General features: G+C 54.5%; 15 protein-coding genes. 3 read left to right on the top strand and 12 right to left on the bottom strand.

Features of this window, described 5'->3' with window-relative positions; all coding sequences use genetic code 11:
• Positions 1-24: 24 nt before the first annotated feature.
• The 3 genes from iscS to trmJ form a co-directional block, all read right to left on the bottom strand.
• Complete coding sequence (gene iscS / locus ACMYSL_RS07785; protein ID WP_142513083.1) at positions 25-1,239, bottom strand: cysteine desulfurase; 1,215 nt, start codon at positions 1,237-1,239, stop codon at positions 25-27.
• 178 nt (positions 1,240-1,417) lie between these two features.
• Positions 1,418-1,909 (bottom strand): Fe-S cluster assembly transcriptional regulator IscR, encoded by a 492-nt coding sequence (iscR, locus tag ACMYSL_RS07780; protein WP_112215455.1) that lies wholly within the window; start codon positions 1,907-1,909, stop codon positions 1,418-1,420.
• A 206-nt stretch (positions 1,910-2,115) separates the two neighbouring features.
• Positions 2,116-2,853: a tRNA (cytosine(32)/uridine(32)-2'-O)-methyltransferase TrmJ gene (trmJ, locus tag ACMYSL_RS07775; RefSeq protein ID WP_110272089.1), complete on the bottom strand. Its 738-nt coding sequence runs from the start codon at positions 2,851-2,853 to the stop codon at positions 2,116-2,118.
• Positions 2,854-2,973: 120 nt separating this feature from the next.
• Between trmJ and suhB the strand changes: the two genes are divergently transcribed.
• Together suhB and ACMYSL_RS07765 are read left to right on the top strand one after the other, a co-directional pair.
• The gene (suhB, locus tag ACMYSL_RS07770; protein ID WP_182207554.1) at positions 2,974-3,777 is read left to right on the top strand and encodes an inositol-1-monophosphatase; all 804 of its coding nucleotides are present in this window, start codon (positions 2,974-2,976) and stop codon (positions 3,775-3,777) included.
• 175 nt (positions 3,778-3,952) lie between these two features.
• The gene (locus tag ACMYSL_RS07765; protein WP_434662076.1) at positions 3,953-4,840 is read left to right on the top strand and encodes an alpha/beta hydrolase; all 888 of its coding nucleotides are present in this window, start codon (positions 3,953-3,955) and stop codon (positions 4,838-4,840) included.
• 56 nt (positions 4,841-4,896) lie between these two features.
• Here the strand turns inward: ACMYSL_RS07765 and ACMYSL_RS07760 are convergent, their stop codons facing one another.
• On the bottom strand, positions 4,897-5,877 hold the full coding sequence (locus tag ACMYSL_RS07760) for a nickel/cobalt transporter (RefSeq protein ID WP_434662074.1): 981 nt from the start codon (positions 5,875-5,877) through the stop codon (positions 4,897-4,899).
• Positions 5,868-6,506 carry a DUF1007 family protein gene (locus tag ACMYSL_RS07755; protein ID WP_434662072.1) on the bottom strand — a complete coding sequence of 213 codons (639 nt, stop codon included), beginning with the start codon at positions 6,504-6,506 and terminating at the stop codon, positions 5,868-5,870. Before ACMYSL_RS07755 ends, ACMYSL_RS07760 begins: the two co-directional genes overlap by 10 nt.
• A 124-nt stretch (positions 6,507-6,630) precedes the next feature.
• Here ACMYSL_RS07755 and csiE point away from each other — a divergent pair, with 124 nt between their 5' ends.
• Positions 6,631-7,908, top strand: a complete 1,278-nt coding sequence (gene csiE, locus ACMYSL_RS07750) for a stationary phase inducible protein CsiE (RefSeq protein WP_182207558.1) — start codon at positions 6,631-6,633, stop codon at positions 7,906-7,908.
• Here csiE and ACMYSL_RS07745 read toward each other — a convergent pair.
• The 7 genes from ACMYSL_RS07745 to ACMYSL_RS07715 form a co-directional block, all read right to left on the bottom strand.
• A complete protein-coding gene (locus tag ACMYSL_RS07745) occupies positions 7,905-9,038 on the bottom strand; it encodes a 3-phenylpropionate MFS transporter (RefSeq protein WP_181485321.1) in 1,134 nt (377 codons plus the stop codon). The two genes, csiE and ACMYSL_RS07745, sit on opposite strands and share 4 nt — an antisense overlap.
• Positions 9,039-9,129: 91 nt before the next feature.
• Entirely contained in the window at positions 9,130-10,011 is an 882-nt protein-coding gene (locus ACMYSL_RS07740) for an aldose 1-epimerase (protein ID WP_434662071.1), read from the bottom strand.
• Between the two features lie 9 nt (positions 10,012-10,020).
• Positions 10,021-11,082 carry a zinc-dependent alcohol dehydrogenase family protein gene (locus ACMYSL_RS07735; protein ID WP_182207560.1) on the bottom strand — a complete coding sequence of 354 codons (1,062 nt, stop codon included), beginning with the start codon at positions 11,080-11,082 and terminating at the stop codon, positions 10,021-10,023.
• A 17-nt stretch (positions 11,083-11,099) separates the two neighbouring features.
• Positions 11,100-12,098, bottom strand: coding sequence for an ABC transporter permease (locus ACMYSL_RS07730; RefSeq protein ID WP_181485318.1), 999 nt, complete (start codon positions 12,096-12,098; stop codon positions 11,100-11,102).
• 27 nt (positions 12,099-12,125) lie between these two features.
• The gene (locus ACMYSL_RS07725; RefSeq protein WP_434662068.1) at positions 12,126-13,640 is read right to left on the bottom strand and encodes a sugar ABC transporter ATP-binding protein; all 1,515 of its coding nucleotides are present in this window, start codon (positions 13,638-13,640) and stop codon (positions 12,126-12,128) included.
• 33 nt (positions 13,641-13,673) lie between these two features.
• Positions 13,674-14,657 (bottom strand): substrate-binding domain-containing protein, encoded by a 984-nt coding sequence (locus tag ACMYSL_RS07720; protein ID WP_434662066.1) that lies wholly within the window; start codon positions 14,655-14,657, stop codon positions 13,674-13,676.
• 140 nt (positions 14,658-14,797) lie between these two features.
• Positions 14,798-18,079, bottom strand: coding sequence for a DUF5107 domain-containing protein (locus ACMYSL_RS07715; RefSeq protein WP_434662065.1), 3,282 nt, complete (start codon positions 18,077-18,079; stop codon positions 14,798-14,800).
• Between the last annotated feature and the right edge of the window lie 8 nt (positions 18,080-18,087).

Below are 18,087 nucleotides of genomic sequence, written 5' to 3'. Positions count from 1 at the left end.
TGAATTCTCCTTATTGGTGCCGAATTAGTGATGTGACCATTCAATGCTGTTGATATCCACGCCCTGTTTGAACATTTCCCACAACGGAGAAAGATCGCGCAGACGGCCGATGGAGTTACGAACCAGCTTGATGGTGTAGTCAATCTCTTCTTCGGTAGTGAAACGACCTAAAGAGAAACGAATGGAGCTGTGCGCCAGCTCATCAGTCATGCCCAGCGCGCGCAGCACGTAGGATGGCTCAAGGCTTGCAGACGTACAGGCAGAACCGGAGGAAACCGCCAGGTCTTTCAGCGCCATAATCAGCGACTCGCCTTCAACGTAGTTAAAGCTGACGTTGAGAATGTTCGGCGCGCCCTGCTCGAGGTCACCGTTCAGATACACCTCTTCCATATCTTTCACGCCTTCCCACAGACGGTTACGCAGACCGCGCAGACGCGCCATCTCGGTTTCCATCTCTTCTTTCGCGATACGGTAAGCTTCACCCATACCGACGATCTGGTGGACAGGCAGAGTACCGGAACGCATGCCGCGCTCGTGACCGCCGCCGTGCATCTGAGCTTCGATACGGATACGCGGTTTGCGACGCACGTACAGCGCGCCGATGCCTTTCGGACCATAAATTTTGTGACCAGAGAAGGACATCAGGTCAACTTTCAGCTGGCTCAGATCGATAGGCAGTTTGCCCACGCTCTGAGTCGCATCAACGTGATAGATGATACCGCGGGCACGGCACAGTTCGCCGATGGTCGCAATATCCTGCACTACGCCGATTTCGTTGTTAACGTGCATGATGGAGACCAGGATGGTGTCATCACGCATCGCCGCTTCGAGTTCTTTCAGATCGATAATGCCGTTAGGCTGCGGAGCGAGGTAAGTCACTTCAAACCCTTCGCGCTCGAGCTGACGACAGGTGTCCAGCACGGCTTTGTGTTCGGTTTTGCTGGTGATGATGTGCTTGCCTTTTTTCTGATAAAAGTTGGCTGCACCTTTAATCGCCAGGTTGTCGGACTCAGTCGCACCGGAGGTAAAGACGATTTCACGCGGGTCAGCACCGACCAGATCGGCAATCTGATTACGGGCGATATCTACCGCCTCTTCAGCATGCCAGCCAAAACGGTGTGAACGGGAGGCCGGGTTACCAAAGTTTCCGTCCAGGGTTAAACACTGCATCATTTTCTCGGCAACACGCGGGTCCACCGGCGTGGTTGCGGAGTAATCGAGATAGATCGGTAATTTCATTGCTCTATAAACTCCGTACATCGCTTCAATGCAATGAACCAGGCTACCGGTTGGATGTACGACCGAGTAGACGGGATATCGAAACATCCCGGCCTGATTCGAAAATCTTTTTTATAATCTTTTCCCCTGCCTGTTTCAGCTTGCAGCCAGGTAGCCGCAAGATGAAACGAAGTGAGGACTACGCGCGCAGTTTAACGTCGATAGCGTCCTGAACACGGGTATTACGCTGGGATTCATGACTATGCTGACGACCGGAAACATCAAGGATTTCCTGGTTATTCACCAGTTCGCCCAGCGTGATGTTATTCAGAAAACTGGTCAGCCGCTCGCTCAGATCGCGCCACAGCGCGTGAGTGAGGCACTTATCGCCACCCTGGCAGCCGCCTTTACCCTGACAACGGGTGGCGTCAACGGATTCGTCTACTGCGCTGATAACTTCGCCAACCGCGATGCTACCCGCTTCTTTACCTAACAGATAACCGCCGCCTGGGCCACGGACGCTGGATACCAGGCCGTTTTTGCGCAGGCGAGAGAACAGCTGTTCCAGATAGGAGAGCGAAATTCCCTGACGCTCTGAAATATCAGCCAACGGAACCGGACCCGATTCAGAGTTGAGCGCAACGTCAAGCATCGCGGTCACGGCATAACGCCCTTTAGATGTCAGTCTCATGTCTTACTTAACCTCAAACTCGCCCCTGCCCGGGCTTTTTATTAATATGGGTATTGCATAGCAAGGGCAAGTCTGACATTCCCGAGTAAATTGGTCAACTATTTACTTGACTGTTTTAGTCAAGTATTTGGCTTTCAGTGCCGTTATACCTCAGCGCGGCCTGATGCCCTCACCCCGGCCCTCTCCCACAGGGAGAAGGAGGGAGATCACTCTTTATTCTTTTGCTGCTGCTCAATCGACGCCAGCATCCCGCGCAGGATGTTCAGCTCCTGGCTTTCCGGGCGCGCACGGGTAAACAAACGACGCAGCTTGTTCATCACCTGTCCCGGATGATTGGCGCGGATAAAACCGGTCGCCAGCAGCGTCTGCTCGAGGTGGCCGTAGAAGCGCTCTAAATCATCCACCAGCGGGTACGGGGTCTCTTCGTGCTCAACGACGGGTTCGTCTTGTTCCTGCGCCGCCAGCCAGGCCATACGCACTTCGTAGGAGATAACCTGCACCGCCATCGCCAGGTTCAGCGAGCTGTATTCCGGGTTCGCCGCAATCGCTACGTGGTAGTGGCATTTCTGTAACTCGTCGTTAGTCAGGCCAACGCGCTCGCGACCAAATACCAGCGCGACTGGCGCATGCTGTGCCTCAGAGACGCTTTTCAGGCCACATTCACGCGGGTCGAGCATCGGCCACGGCAGCGTGCGGGAGCGCGCGCTGGTACCGACCACCAGGCTACAGCCCGCCAGCGCTTCATCAAGGGTATCAACGATGTTTGCGTTGCCAATCACGTCGCTGGCACCGGCCGCCAGGGCGATGGCCTGGGAATCGGGTTTAACAAGCGGGTTGACCAGCCAGAGGTTGGTTAACCCCATGGTTTTCATTGCGCGGGCGACGGAGCCCATATTGCCGGTGTGTGAGGTTTCTACCAGTACGATTCGAATATTTTGCAGCATTATGGTTCTTCGGCTAAAGATTATTCATGCATGCTATCATAAAACGGAGACATAGGCAGATTTCACTGTTACTATATGCGCCGTTTTTTCCCGTTCTTTAACATCCAGTGAGAGAGACCGATGCATCCGATGCTGACCATCGCCGTGCGCGCAGCGCGCAAGGCGGGTAATTTAATTGCCAAACACTACGAAACCCCTGACTCCGTAGAAACCAGCCAGAAAGGCAGCAATGATTTTGTGACTAACGTCGATAAAGCCGCTGAAGCGATTATTATCGAAACCATTCGCAAATCTTACCCGCAGCACACCATCATCACCGAAGAAAGCGGTGAACACGAGGGTGAAGATAAGGATGTTCAATGGGTTATCGATCCACTGGATGGCACCACCAACTTCGTAAAACGTCTGCCACACTTCTCCGTATCCATCGCCGTACGCATTAAAGGCCGTACTGAAGTGGCTGTGGTTTACGATCCAATGCGTAACGAACTGTTCACCGCAACCCGCGGTCAGGGCGCACAGCTGAACGGCTACCGTCTGCGCGGCAGCAGCGCTCGCGATCTGGATGGCACCATCATCGCCACCGGCTTCCCGTTCAAAGCGAAGCAGCACGCAGCCTCTTACATGAATATCCTCGGCAACATGTTTACCGAATGTGCGGACTTCCGCCGTACCGGTTCCGCGGCTCTGGATCTGGCCTACGTTGCCGCAGGGCGCGTTGATGGCTACTTTGAAATCGCGCTGAAACCGTGGGATTTCGCGGCAGGCGAGCTGATCGCTCGTGAAGCAGGCGCGATCGTTTGCGACTTTACCGGCGGCCATAATTATCTGATGTCCGGCAACATCGTTGCAGGCAACCCGCGCGTCGTAAAAGCCATGCTGGCGAATATGCGCGAACAACTGAGCGAAGCGCTGAAGCGTTAATTCCTCTCAACGGGTAGGCGCACGCTTACCCGTTATTTTCCCTGTCCTTTTCTGAAATTGATCCCAGACGCTTTACTTTCGCATCTCCCTCTCACACGATTGTTCCTCTTTTATCAACGGATTGAACTGCGACTTTCCCACACGGCTGTTAGCGGGAAGCGGTAAGGAAACACTCATGACTTTTCCCGGCGGCAAGCACGGCGCCAAATACGTTTTCATCCTGTGTATTGCGGTGGTATGCGTTTATCTGCTGCCTCGCGTCGCCATCAATGCTTTTTACTATCCGGATAACAAAGTCTATGGCCCGGATCCCTGGCCTGCCGAATCCGTTACTTTTACCACTAAAGATGGCACCCGCCTGCACGGCTGGTTTATTCCCTCAACCACCGGCCCCGCAGAGAACGCGGTAGCTACGGTGATACATGCCCATGGCAACGCGGGAAATATGTCGGCACACTGGCCGTTAGTCGGCTGGCTACCAGAACGCAATTACAATCTTTTCATGTTCGACTATCGCGGATTTGGTGAATCGCAAGGCACGCCTTCGCAGCAGGGCTTATATGACGATACGAAAAGCGCCATCAACTATGTGCGCCACCGCAGCGATGTGAACCCGCAACGTCTGGTGGTGCTGCTGGGGCAAAGCTTGGGAGGCAATAACATCCTTGCCGCGATTGGCTCCTGCATGGATTGCGTCAACGAACGTACAGCGGATCGCTCAGGTATCCGCGCCGTTATTCTCGACTCAACCTTTTCCTCCTATTCGGCTATCGCCAATAAAATGATCCCCGGCAGCGGTTTTTTGCTCAATGATAGCTATAGCGCAGACCGTAATATCGCCTCTATCAGCCCTGTCCCGGTGCTGATTATTCATGGTAAAGCGGACCACGTTATTCCCTGGGAACACAGTGAAAAACTCTACCAGTTGGCCGCTCAGCCGAAACAAGAAATCCTTATTCCGGATGGCGAGCATATTGATGCATTCTCCGAACGCCACGGCGAGCGCTACCGGGATGCGATGGTGAGCTTTATGCAAAACGCGCTGCAGGATGCTAAGAATTAAGCAAGGATGACACAATCACCCACCGATATTTTCAGGTTTCAGCCCGGTAAAGCCGATTAAAATGGCCTTAACCCCCGCCCCACCGGCACCGCGCTGCTCCACATCACTACCGCCGCCGTCAGTAATATCACGCCGCCAGCGAGCGCCAGCGTTGCCCAGCCAACCTGCTTCCACTGCGCCGGAGCCTGCCTGGCGCTCAACCTGACCGCCAGTTGACGAAAACCGTGGACCAGCAGCGCCAGAGCGCTAATCGTCAGCGAGGTTCCCGCCGCCATCGCCAGCGCCGCCGCCATCCCCCAGCTAAATACGCCGATGACCTTACTGAACAGCAGCACCATAATCGCCCCTGAGCAGGGTCGCATCCCCATCGACAGTACAATCACCAGCCGCGCGCGCCAGTCGTCGCCGCTTTGCATCTGCTCCGGCCCCGGCATATGTTGATGCCCGCAGCCGCAGTTAGCATCATGTACATGGTGCGGGGTAAACGCGGTAAATTTCGGCCGTCGCAGCAGCGCCCGCAGCTTTTTCAGCGCCCGCCAGCACAGCAGCAATCCCAACGCACCGACCAGCAGGTAGCTCCCCTTCTCCAGCCAGAAGCTACTCTGATGCAGCTGCCTTGCCGGAAGCTGTAGCAACGTGAGCACCACCACTACCAGAGCGATAGCGACCATCCCCTGCAACAGTGAAGCCGCCAGGGTCAGGCCAATACTCGATTTCAGCTTCGAGGGATGTGTCGCCAGCCAGGTGGTAATCACCACCTTGCCGTGCCCTGGCCCCAGTGCGTGCAGAATACCGTAAGCAAAGCTAAACCCCAGCAGCGAGAGTCCCGCGGCTGACGGGTTCTCCGCCACCGCCTGCAGCAGGCGGCTCAGCTCAAGATTTAATGCCCGCTGCCAGACAGTGCTTTGCAGCAGCACCTCAGGCCAGGCCCGCCATAGCCAGAGGCCCATGCCTGCGGCCAGCAGGATAAAAAGCGCCAGCGGCCACAGCTGACGCCACCGCGAGGAACGGCCTGTTCGAGCGAAAATTAGTGACATTGCAGCGTGACCTTTTGCGCGAAGTAGTTCCCCAGTTCCATATCTTCCGGCGGCGCATCCGCTTTATCCAGCGACTGGGCGTAGGACAGCATTTTTTCGTTGGGCTTCGGCGTCATGACTTTCGCCGCGCACGTCGCCTTTATCGCAACTGGCAGGGCGAAGTCAGAATCTTTGTCGTAATACATATCAACATAATAAGTGGGATCGTATGTCGAGAAGGTGAAGGTTTGCCCAGCCAGAGGCTGCGGCTTCGCCAACGGCAGAGTGAAGGTTAGCACCGCCTGAAGACCGCTACGCTCAAGCCCATAGCCGTCCGGGCGATTATCAAACTTGACCCGCTGACCGTTATGCCACAACTCGCTAAAATAGTGCTGACCCAGCACGTTCGCCATCACTTCCGCCGCCAGCTTTTTCCAGATTTCACTACCGGGTTTGGCGTTACCGGCATCGTAAAGCAGGTCAGCGGAGGTGATTTCATCCATCGTCCAGCGCATTTTAAATCCGGTGAGCAGACCGTTTTCCGCCACGGCCTCCGTTTGCAAACTGATGAAACTGTGCGGATGCGCCGCCGCTGATAGCGATAAAAACATGAAAAACGCCGCGCTGACGCATTGTTTCACTCTCTTCATCTGTTCCTCACGTGAAAAATTCTGTGAACCTCGCCAGCAATCCTGATGTAAAGACGCGGGACTGCCCTGCTCACCCTAAATACATTAACTACTCTTAACGAAAACCCTAACTGGGACTAACCGGATGATGACAGTGATTGAACCACCATCTGTGCTTTCCAGTCCACAGCGCCGTAGCCAGGTGCTCCTGATGTTTTATCTGCCAGGGCAAAGCGTGACGCCCGAATGGCTGGGTAGCCTCACTCAGGTTGATGAGGATACCGCCAGGCAGGACATCGCGGAGACAGGACGCGAAATTCAGCGTTATCACCGCTTGACCCTTGCGTCACAGGCGGACGGCAGCTATCGGATGGAAGGTGCCGCGCTCGATCAACGCCTGTGTCTGCTGCAAGGCTTACGCCGCGGGCTGCGCTTGTGCCCGCATTTTATTAGCCATCATTTTACCCCGGCATTAAAAACGCAGCTTAAACAGCAGGGTATCGCACGCACGCTGTACGACGACACCAACCTTCAGGCGCTGGTTAACCGCTGCGCACGGACCATGAACCGCCAGTTTGATTGCCGCGATGTGCATTTTCTGCGTCTCTATTTACAGTATTGCCTGCTGCAACACCATCTTGGACAGACTCCCTCTTTTACCCTTGAGCAACAGCGCTGGGCGCAAACCGCCGCCGAGTTCTCTCTCGCCGAAGAGATTGTCCGCCACTGGCAGCGGCGGGTTGCCGCCTCACCGCATGCGGGGGAACAGCTGTTTCTGGCCCTGCTGTTTATGCTGCTGAAAACGCCCGACCCGATCCGCGATGGTCATCAGCAGGACCGTCGCCTGCATCTGGCGATCTCGGGATTAATTCATCGCTTCCAGAACCTGGCGGGCCGCCCGTTTAGCGACGAGCAGGGGCTGAGCGATCAGCTCTATATCCACCTATCTCAGGCATTGCACCGCAGCGTGTTTGCTATCGGCATCGATAACGCGCTACCGGAGGAGATCGGCCGTCTTTATCCACGATTAATGCGCACGACTCAGACTGCGCTGGAAGATTTTGAAGCTGCCTGGCAGGTGCATTTTAGTCAGGATGAAGTCGGATTAATCGCGGTAATTTTCGGTGCATGGCTGATGCAAAAAGGCGACTTGCAGGAGAAACAGGTGGTCCTGCTTACCGATGATGATCCAGGTCTTGAACAGTCGCTGGAACAACAGCTGCGCGAGCTGACCCTGCTACCGCTCAATATTAAATATTTGAGCGTAAGGACTTTTCAGAAGGAGGGCGCGCCGAAGGGGATAACACTTATCGTCACGCCCTATACCACGGCGCTGCCGCTGTTTTCGCCACCGCTGTTTCATGCTGAAGAGACGTTCAGCGATCATCAGCGGCAGCAGATTTGCAAAATGCTGGAGGGTTAAGACACTGCTTTTGGCCGCAGCACCAGCGCCGGTAAAGCCACCAGCGCCATGACCCAGAAAACGCCCTGGTGCAGGTGCTGATAGAGAAAACCGGAAAATACCGTCATGACCGCAATGCTGCCGCCCATCGCCACGGCGGAGTAAACCGCCTGGAGACGGATCACCTCGCTACCCTGACGAGCGGCGATATAGCGCATCGCCGCCAGGTGGCACACTGTAAAGGTCCCACAATGCAGGATTTGCGCGACAATCAGCCACGGCAGCGCCGTGGTCCAGCCCATGAGCGTCCAGCGGATCAGCCCGCACACCGCAGAAAGCAGCAGCAAATCGCGGGCGCTGAAGCGACGGAACACCTTTTTACTCAATGCGAAAATCACCACTTCCGCCACCACGCCCAGCGACCATAAATAGCCCACGGCAGAGGCCGAATACCCCGCCTCCTGCCAGTAGATAGCGCTAAAGCCATAGTAGGCGGCGTGCGCCCCCTGCAACAAACAGACGCAGGCGAGGAAGCGCCAGCTCTGCCGCACCAGCGCGAGCCAGGCCGACAGCCCCGCCGCTTCCTGCTGGCGGGATTCCCCCTGCGGCTGCACCGAGGGTTTAATCAGCATGCCGAGCAGCATTGAAGCAATACCAAGGCTGAGCATCACCAGAATCATCCGCGAGTCATACAGGCTGACCAGTTTGCCGGTCAGCGCCGAGCCAATCACAAAGGCTATCGACCCCCACAAGCGCACGCGCCCGTAGTCCATCGTTATCTGTTTTTGCCAGGTATTCGCCAGCGCGTCGGTCAGCGGTACCAGCGGTGAGAAAAAGAGGTTAAAACCGACCATCACCACCATCAGCCAGGCCACGCGGTTTCCGGCCCAAAAGGCGATAGCGAAGAGAAGCGTCAGCAGCGCCAGAATACGCAGCGCCGAAATCAGCCGGGAGGGGTCGCTGACCCGTGGCGCAATCAGCAAGCTGCCAAGAAAACGCGCCACCAGTCCGGCGCCAAGCAGCATGCCGATCGTTTCCGGCGTCAGACCCTGCCCGGAGAGCCAGACGCTCCAGAATGGCAGGAAGATGCCGTAGCTAAAAAAATAGGTGAAATAACTAAGCGCCAGCCAGCGCGTGGAGTGCAAGACCATGATTTCCTCCCGAATGGAGGCGACAGTCTGGCGATAAAGCGGGGCGGGTGCAAGATGAAGTTATCCCTGCCCGTCTCCGGGCAGGTCAGGTTTAAACAGAACGGATTTTCAGCACCATTTTTTGCCGTATGCTTTCACCACATGACAGCATGGTCAACTGACCAAAGGCCGGGCGATGATGATCGTCCGGCGCATGGCTCATTGGCTCGAAACAGAAGAAATCAAACTCATAGCCCTTATCAAATGCCGGATCGGAAACGAAAACAAAATAACAGGGTGCAGGAGGCTCCGTCGTCATAGAGAGCTGATAGCCAAGCCCTGGCTGTTGGATCGTCGCTACACCATCCCAACCGGAGAAGCCATTATTCACCCAATGCTCAGGTAACGGCGCGGACTGATTGAAGTCCAGCGCCTGCGGCAAACGCTCCTGATACTCCCCGGTTAGCCAGCCTTCTCTCTCAAGCCAGTAGCCGGTGGTATGCGCCTGTACCCGAGTTTCCGGCGACAGCGGAAAATAAGGGTGCCAGCCGAGACCAAACGGCAACGCATCGCCATCATTAGTCACGACCAACTCCACCTCAACCCCGCTTTCGCTTAAGGTAAAGATCTGCTGCACGGTATAATGATAGATGCCCTGGCGGTGGACATACTCTAACTTAAGCTGTGCGGGCGATTGCTCAACGCAGCGCCAGAGATTCAGCCAGCCGTCACCATGAAGGTAATGACTGTCCCATTCAACGTTGGGCTGTAGCTGATGCTCTCCTGCTGGCGATTGAAACCGATTACCGCTCACCCGATTACCAAACGGTACCAGCGGGAAGCATGAAGACTCCACCGCCACCCCGCTGTTCAGGCCCGGGCGCAGCACAGGGATCATTTTCCCCTGATGCTGCCACCATAGCCCCTCAATCGCGCCGCCCTGATCCGTAACCTGAAGCCGCAGATCTTCATTTTCCAGCGTATAAAGCGTCATCAGGCCTCCTTAATCGGGAAAGTTAACGACCACTTTGCCACACTTACCGCTCGCCATCAGCGCGTAAGCCTCCCCTACTTGATCAAGAGAAAAACGATGGGTAATGGCGCTATGTGGCCACAGCTTCCAGTCGGTCAGGTCGCGGGCGCATTTTTCCATATGGAACAGGCTGGTCACCCAGGAACCGATAATGCGTCGCTGGTGGTGCATCAGATCGGCGCTGACTTCAAACTCAACTTTTCCGGTTTCCCCGATGTAAACCACCCTTCCCCAATCCGCTGTAGACTGCAATGCCAACAAACGACCTGCCGCATTACCGGAACAATCCAGCGCCACATCTGCCCCTCCGTGAGTCAGTTCGGCAATCAGCGCCGGAAGATTCTCCGTTGTCGCCAGGAAACCATTATCCATCACACCCAGCTGCTTTGCCGTCGCCAGGCGATCCGGCAGCATATCCACGCCAATAACGCGTTTCGCACCGCGGCCTTTTGCCAGCATCATAGCCATCATGCCAACAGGCCCTAACCCGACAACCAGCACGTTGTCGCTTCCGGAAACTTCACCGCGCAGAATACCTTCGTACGCCGTCCCCACGCCGCAGCTAATAAACGCGCCGTCTTCATAGCTCAACGCATCCGGCAGATGAATCAGGTCTTTTTCTTCCGCCAACAAATACTCCGCGTGTCCACCATCGCGCTGCCAACCATAGGCCGCCTTGCCCTCTCCGGTACAGGAGATAGGAAAACCACGGCGACAGTTGGAGCAGAAACCACAGCCGGAAATATGGTAAACCAGCACCCGGTCACCCGCTTTAAAGTGGCGACACCCTACGCCCGTCTCAACAATTTGCCCGCAAGGCTCATGACCATTAATAAAACCCTGATACAGTGGTTTGTCCGGTGCTGCAGCGGTGCCGCGATGTTGATGATAAATATAATGGACATCGCTACCGCAAATTCCTGAAGACTTCATTTTAATCAGGACCTGGTTAATCCCCGGCGTGGGTACAGGAACTTCCCGAAGTTCAACGGTTGAGTTTCCTGGTAAATAAGCAGCCAACATTGTTTTCATAATTCCCTCTATACAAATTAATGTTTAAGTTTACTGTTGCGTTGGGTCAGCAATATATTTGCCAGGACAGCCACCACAATAATTAATCCACGAACGACCTGCTGGAAGAATGAGTTAATTCCCAGAAGCACTAATCCATTACCAATAAGGGTGATAACCAGTACGCCTAATAAAGTGCCGAATAGCGAACCTCGCCCACCGGACAGTGCGGTTCCGCCGACCACCACGGCGGCAATAACGTCAAACTCCAGACCGTTTGCAGCACCCGCATTACCCGAGCCAAGCCGCGCCGCCAGGAGAATACCGGTAATCGCAGCCAGCAAGCCTGAAAGCGTAAAAATCAAAATACGCACTCGCTTGACGTTAATCCCGCAAAGTTGCGCTGCAGTAGCGTTGCCGCCAGTGGCAAAAACAGAGCGGCCAAAAGCGGTCTTACGACTGATAAAGACAAAGAGAACAAACAGAATCAGCATAATTAATGCCGATATTGGGATGCCAAAGAGCTGCCCACCAAGCCAGTCCAGTACTTCATTTTCATCGATGGGGACCGGCAGCGCGTTGGTCATGAATAATCCCATACCACGCAATGCGCTCCATAAACCTAACGTCGCGACAAAGCTAGGAACGCTGAATACGCCGCGCAAAACCCCGGCGAGCGTGCCCAACGCAGCGCCCAGTATTAACACCAGCAGGCAGGCAATGCTAAGCGGTACCTGAAACTGCAACAGGAAGGCCAGGCAGACAGAGATAAACGCCACCATTGGACCCACGCTGACATCAATCTCGCCGGAGATAATAATCAGCGTCATGGCCCATGCAGCAATACCAATCGTCGCAGCATCGCGCAGCACGTTCATTTGATTGTTTAAAGAAATAAATCCTGGTGCGTTAAAAGAAAAGACCAGATATAAGATAGCAATCACCACCAGCAGACCAATTTCATTAATATGGCGGCTGATGAACTGCTTGGGTGTGGCATTTTTGCCTTGCGGCAGCGTTAGTGATGAGGCAGACATCTTTTAATTCCTCAATAAACGTAATGACTAATGCGTGGATAAAATTGCCGACATTAATTCATCGACATTTACAGGGGCTAAAAGCTCGCGGGTAAACTCGCCGTTTTGCAGCAGCAAAATACGATCGCAGACTAAAGGCAGCTCTTCTATTTCACTGGAAATGAATATGACGCTTTTACCTTCGGCGGCCAGTTCCCGCACGATACGGTATATCTGCTGCTTGGCTTCGATATCGACTCCGCGCGTCGGCTCGTCAAGTAGCAAAATTTCGCTTTCAGCGTAAACCCAGCGACCAATCACCACTTTTTGCTGATTACCGCCCGATAATGTCCCAATTGCGGTCTCGGTATTTGCGGCTTTGACCGTCATGCGACCCATGACTGCCGCGGTCAACTCCTGAATCCGCTGCCAGTTCAATACGCCACGTCGGCTAACTTTGTGCCGGTTGGTCATCACCGTATTTTCATCCACGCCCAGCAGCGGAATAATTCCCGCCTCCTTACGGTTTTCCGGGGTATAACCCACGCCGCTCTTGAGCATCGCGGTATATTGCGGATGTGAAATGTTGGCACCATTCAGCGTGATTTTTCCATCAGCAAACGTTTCTAAGCCAATGATAGCCTTGAGTAACTCACTACGGCCCGAGCCCAGCAGTCCGGCAATACCCAGCACTTCACCACGGTGCAATGTAAAAGTGATATTGTGAAGCTTGGGCGGATGACGCAACTGAGCTACCTGTAGGACCGGGGTTGTCAGCGGTTCCTTAGACTTCACCAGCGGAAGATCAATATGTTCCCTTCCCAGCATCAGCGATACGATTTCCTGCGTGGTCGTACTCTCCAGCGTGACATCGCCAGCAACCTGACCATCGCGCATAATCGTGGCGCATGAAGCAATGCGGCGGATCTCCTCCATGCGATGGCTGACATAAACCACGGCAACGCCCAGCGCAGACATTTGCTTCACCGCGTTGATCACCAGTTCGACCTCCGCATTCGCCAGTGAACTGGTCGGCTCATCAAGAATGACGACCTGCGGCTGACCTTTCATCACGCGAGCAATTTCAACAAGCTGCTTTTGCGCCGGGCTAAGCGTGTCGACCAGCGCATCCGCTGGGACGTCAACACCGAGCGCCGCCAACGCTTCCCTGGCCTGGCGGGCCATGATGCCCTGGTCAATCATGCCATTACGGCGTGGCCACTGGCCAAGGCAGAGATTCTCCGCAACCGTTAATCCTTCAACCAGGCTCAGCTCCTGATATACGGCTCTGACCCCTAACTCTGCTGCGCGCCGCGTCAGCGTTGCATCGTTACCCTCAAGCCGGGTTCCGTTCAACCAAATTTCGCCGCTATCCGGGCTTTCACTGCCGGTTAACATGCGGATTAAAGTGGATTTTCCTGCGCCATTCTTTCCCAATAGCGCCCGAACCTCACCTTTTGAGAGCGTAAAATCAACGTTATCCAGCGCCACAACCCCAGGGTAACGCTTATTCCCCCCGACGATCTTCGCAACCGGCGTCGACGTTTTTTCTATTACCGTCATGACATCTCTACCTCAGTTAACTGACAGGGGTTATCAAGGCAGACCGTCGACGTGCGTAGCCAGCCACTGCTTACCGTCTTCAGATTTAACGTAGGTATCGATATCTACTGGAATAATTTTGTTGGCTTGCGGGGTTTTGTTAATGACATTCATGGTTTGCGCGAAAACGGCATTGCCCATTTTCTTGCCGGAAATATCCACGACGGCTTTCAGCACCTGATAGCTTTGCAGCTCCTGAGCAATCTCCGTCGTCATATCAGAGCCAAACACGGCGATCTTACCCACTTTCCCCTGATTACGAACCGCTTTGACGGCCCCCAGCGTCGCACCGCCAGACTCACCCATAATGGCGTCGAGGTCAGAGGTGGAGATAATCAATTTCTCGCCAACTGAGATGGCTTTATCAAGAACGGTACCCTCCTGATTCGCGACGATTTGCATATCCGGAACGCGAGCCTTCAGCGCCGCTTCAAAACCTTTCCGACGCTGTACGCATACTTCAAATGCTTCACAGTTGATGACCGCAATTTTCGGCGCGCTGATTTTATTGGCAATGAAATAATCGGCTGCGGCATCACCAAGTTTTTTACCGAACTCTAGCGGGTCGCCGACCAGATAGGCAGAGACATATTTATCTACGCCTTTCTCATTGATGCAGGTGTTGTAACAAATCACCGGAATACCGGCTTCACTGGCCCGGCGAACTGCACGGCTACTGCCGTTTTCTGAGACAGCGGAAAGAATGATGGCATCTACATTACGCGCAACCAGCGTATCGATAAATGAACTCTCTTTAGAGATATCGCCCTGGGCGTTGGTTTCAATCAGTTGGATTTTCGACTCGGTGCTTTTTGCTGAATCCTGAACGCCCTGCCGGACGCCTGCATAATAGCCCTGCGTATCAAGGTAGATGGCCCCAACGGTGATCTCTTTTTCTGCGCTAAAACCTGGGAATGAAATACTCAACAACGTTAACAGTAAACATGAAAAAAATGAGACTACTTTGTTTTTAGACATACGTGCCTCCTGTAGGGTCAGGCATTTATTGTTGTTTAATTCCGGCGGCAGATGGGCATGCCGCCGAACGATTTCACATATTCTAAACATCTCAGGAAAAGCGGCGGGTCAGGCCGCTCAAAGATTACAGTAAACACTCTTTAGTTAATGAGGTGCAGTACAAACGGCATTGCCTTTCGGAACAACGCTGCTTTTGCCCAGGCTGGATTCAGCATTTCTAGTTCGGAAAGCGCCTGTTCGTATTGCGATCCGCCCCCTAATCCTGCCGTTGCCAGAGTGCGCACAAACAAACATTTCTCCTGATGTTGTTTTTGGATATCGGCATATAACGCCAGCAGGTCCGGCTGGGACACCGCGAAGAAATCGGCCTCGATTTGCGCAGTTTCCATATGCTGAGCCCACTGCAACATTTCAGTGAAAAGCTTTTCACTGGCCAGGCGATCGCCGAGCATCCGCAGAGCTACGCCTTGCCAGAAGAGATAGTCCACCGGCTGATCGTTGTAATAGCTATGAATATTGATCGTCCGGTCACCCAACGCCGCCTTGTGGAAACATTCGACTGCGCGCTCTTCCATCCCCTGCTGTCTGGCGCAGACTCCCAGCCAAAACCAAATATCGTTATCGGTCTGTCCCGGCAGTCGCCCTTCGCTAAGGTTATCCGGATAGTGCAGTGCCGATAACAGCAGCGCTTCTGCCTGCTGCGGTTGCTGCTGATGAATATGCTGCCAGGCACGCAAGAGTTGGTTGATAACAAACTGGCTGGTCACTTTTCCTTCACCGCCTTCCCAGGGGTGAAATTTACGCGAGGAGAGCACGCTGGCCGCCTGCTCAGTTTTCCCGGTAAGATGCCAAAGATGCAGCAACTCCGCGGTTAAATCGTCACGCTTCAACGCCGTCACGAGATGGGCTTCCAGCCGGGAAAGACGTTTGTCCGGCTCCGCAGCGGTCAACTTATCCAGCAGATCGCGTTCAAAAAGCAAACGAGCGTCTTCTGGCTGATGAGTACAGGCTTTATCCAGATACTCTGCCGCCAGTTCAGCATCACCTTGCTTATTCCATGCATGAATTGCCAGCCCTCGCCATGCATCGGCAAAATCAGGGGCCATTTCAACGCAGCGATGCCATAGATGAGTCGCTTTCTCGTAGTTACGGCGACTATAGTGGAAGCAGGCGAGCAGGTGCTGAGCAAAATAGCACTCGGTGATATTCTCCAGCGCCGCCACTTCCACCAGCAAATTGGGGAAACGCACAAAGTCAGGAAATACCTCGCGAGCGCGATTTATCAGCGCAGTGCGCTCATTCCCCTCGCTCAGGCTGGCTTGTAAATAGAGCGGCAAAGTTTTCTGACAGTTAAGCCTGGCCAGAACGGCCTTCGCCCGGTTGGCCATTCCCCAGCTCAGCAATAATCCGGCAGTTTGCAGGGCGTTAATATCCCGCGACTGGCAGACGCCAACCCATTGCGCGTAATCCGGCTCCGCTTCTGATAGCGTCGCCTTTATCCACCAGAGCGTGGGATTCAGAGGATAATCGCGCAGCAGTTCCTCGACTTGCTGCTGTGCCTCGCGGCGACGCCCAGTGAGATGCAGTAACAAGGTTTCCAGAGACAGCACGTCCTGGTTAGTCGGGCACGCCAGCAGGCTTTGCCGACAGAAACTCAACGCATCGTCATAACGCTCGTTTCGCGTAGCCAGCCTGGCAAGCCCATAATATCCACCCGCTTTGCTGTTGCCGCTCCACACCGCACGCCAAAAATCCTCTTGTGCATCGTGCCATTGCTGTAGACGCTCTCTGGCACTGGCGCGGATCATGCTGGCCTGGCCGCACTGGGGGTTTTTATTCAATTGATGGGCACGCGTCAGCGCCCGAGTCGCATAATCGATAGTTCGTGGGTAGTCTGCGCGATTATATTCCAGCATCGCCAGCGCCAGGTTGCAGCGGTAATCCTGTGGATCCAGTTCAATGCCGCGAAGGTAATAGTCGAAAGGTGAACGGCTGGCGTGGTGATACTGCTCCAGGTGCTGACCAATAAACCACGCCTCATCGACGCTGTTTATCTCGCCCGCGCTTAACGGCGTTATCGCCACTTCTGGCAACGGTAATTCCTGCGGTTGATGCTCCTGATAACGCAAAACGCACTTGCCATGACTATCGAGCAATTCCATCGTCAGGCGAGCAGGATCGATACCGGCTAGCGCGCCCTGAACGGCGGTGCATGGCGTCAGCTCAATCATTTCATCCAGCAGCGGCTGCGGATTGCCCTCTTCACGAAGGGTCAGGCGATGTGCGGTAAGGGGAGAAATGGCGTAGACCCCCCATGCAATGCCGCCGTCTTCGCGTTGCAGCTTAATCACCGCATCACGTGAAGCGTTCTGCACCATGCCCAGTGAATGGTAAGGCAGGAAATATTGCTCGAAGCGTTTTTCTTCAAACGGATCGAGCCAGGTAAAGTCAGGCTGGTTGTCGGCAAAAATACCGGTCATCAGTTCGATATATGGCCCGTTCTCATCGGTCAGATTTTTATCCCATGCCTGGCCGAATTCGCTATAGCCCCAGCTCCACTGCTTTTTCCCCGGCGCAATGTGATGATCCGCGACGTGCAGTAGCCCGCCATTTTCATCATGGCACCAGGCGCCGACAAAATCGTACTCTGATTTTTCAGCCATGTAGGAGGTCGGGACCGGGACGTTCTTATAGCGTGAGATATCGACGCCAGCCGAGTAGTCCACCTTGTAATAAGTGCCGGTGGCGATCGGGAAGGCTGAAACCGCACGTTTGCCGTGATCGAATACTGCAGTCACATCCGGCGGGAATACGCTTTGATGCCCGTCGCCGCCTTTCACAGCCGGATTCGCCCACCATAAGAAATGGCGCGGGGTAGCATTGCTGTTGTAGACCCGGCTGCCAATTTCCAGCGCCGCACGCTCCGGGCGCAGCGTAAATCCGGTCATGACCTGCAGCCCATGCATCGGCTCTGTCTCGCCAACCCAAACGGTTTTTGAACCATCATCATTTTCGCTAATGGTAAAGTCCACCGGCATATAGGTCGTCGGACGATGGTGCTGCGGCCAGTTGAACTCTATTCCCCCTGAGATCCATGGACCAAGCAGTCCCACCAGAGCAGGTTTGATGACATCATTGTGATAAACGAAATCGCGCTGTCTGACCTTATCCCAGGCACGATGTACGCGGCCCCCTAATTGGGGCAGGATCATAACCTTGATATAGTCGTTTTCCAGCCATACGGCCTGCCAGGCCTTCAGCGTTTTATCCTCGCTCAGCGTATCCGTCACACCATAGGGATACACTGCCCCGGAAGACCCTTGATAAACCCGATTCTCCAGAAACATGGGGTGAGTATCCTGTGCCCCCGTTTCATAGGTTGGAATCTGTACCGTTTCCTGCCAAACGTTTACTGAACTCATAATGCCCT

The sequence above is a fragment of the Klebsiella sp. MISC125 genome (assembly GCF_051131775.1).
In the GTDB taxonomy this organism is placed as follows: Bacteria; Pseudomonadota; Gammaproteobacteria; order Enterobacterales; family Enterobacteriaceae; genus Klebsiella.
Note: the sequence above shows the minus strand (reverse complement) of the source record. Positions and strands in the feature narration are given on the sequence as shown.